The sequence below is a fragment of the Actinoplanes sp. ATCC 53533 genome, from assembly GCF_003947245.1.
Genome location: NZ_QHHV01000594.1, coordinates 1 through 795 on the forward strand (window position 1 = coordinate 1; position 795 = coordinate 795).

The following is a 795-nucleotide window of genomic DNA, read 5'->3' on the forward strand; positions in this document are numbered from 1 at the left end:
CCGCGCACTGGTTCGTCATGGTCTCGTTCATGATCTTGTTCCTGCTGGTGGTCGAGGCCTACTTCGAGGTGGTCGACCCCGAGGGCGGCCTGCCGATCATCGGCCACTGGACGGTGTACGGCCTGGTCACCGAGATCATCGGCGTCCTCGGCCTGGCCGGCATCCTGGTGCTGGTCGCGATCCGGCAGCGGGACAAGCGGAAGAAGCTCTCCCGCTTCACCGGTTCGACGATGTGGCAGGCCTACTTCGTCGAGGCGATCATCATCGGGGTCCTGATCTGTGGGTTCCTGATCCGTGGCTTCAAGGTCGCCAACGACACCTTCGAATACGACGCCTGGGCCACCCCGGTCAGCCACGCCGTCGGCGCGATCCTGCCGGCCGCGGCGGACGGCCCCACCTGGGTCGCCCTGGTGAAGATCTTCATCTCGATGGGCTGGCTGATCACGATCGCCCTGAACGTGACGATGGGTGTCGCGTGGCACCGCTTCCTCGCGTTCTTCAACATCTTCTTCAAGCGCAGCCCGGACAAGCCCGCGGGCTCCGGCCTGGGCGCGCTGCGGCCGATGATGAGCCAGGGCAAGCCGCTCGACTTCGAGGAGGCCGACCCCGAGAAGGACCAGTTCGGCGTCGCTCAGGTCGAGCAGTTCACCTGGAAGGGCCTGCTCGACTTCTCCACCTGCACCGAGTGCGGTCGCTGCCAGTCGCAGTGCCCGGCCTGGAACACTGCCAAGCCGCTCTCGCCCAAGCTGCTCGTCCTCTCGCTCAGGGACCACGCCTATGCCAAGGCTCCCTACC

Annotated in this window: 1 pseudogene; it reads left to right on the top strand. The window is 66.0% G+C overall.

What is annotated here, in order from left to right:
- Positions 1–795, top strand: a pseudogene (locus DMB66_RS60200) (Fe-S oxidoreductase); the annotation flags it as partial.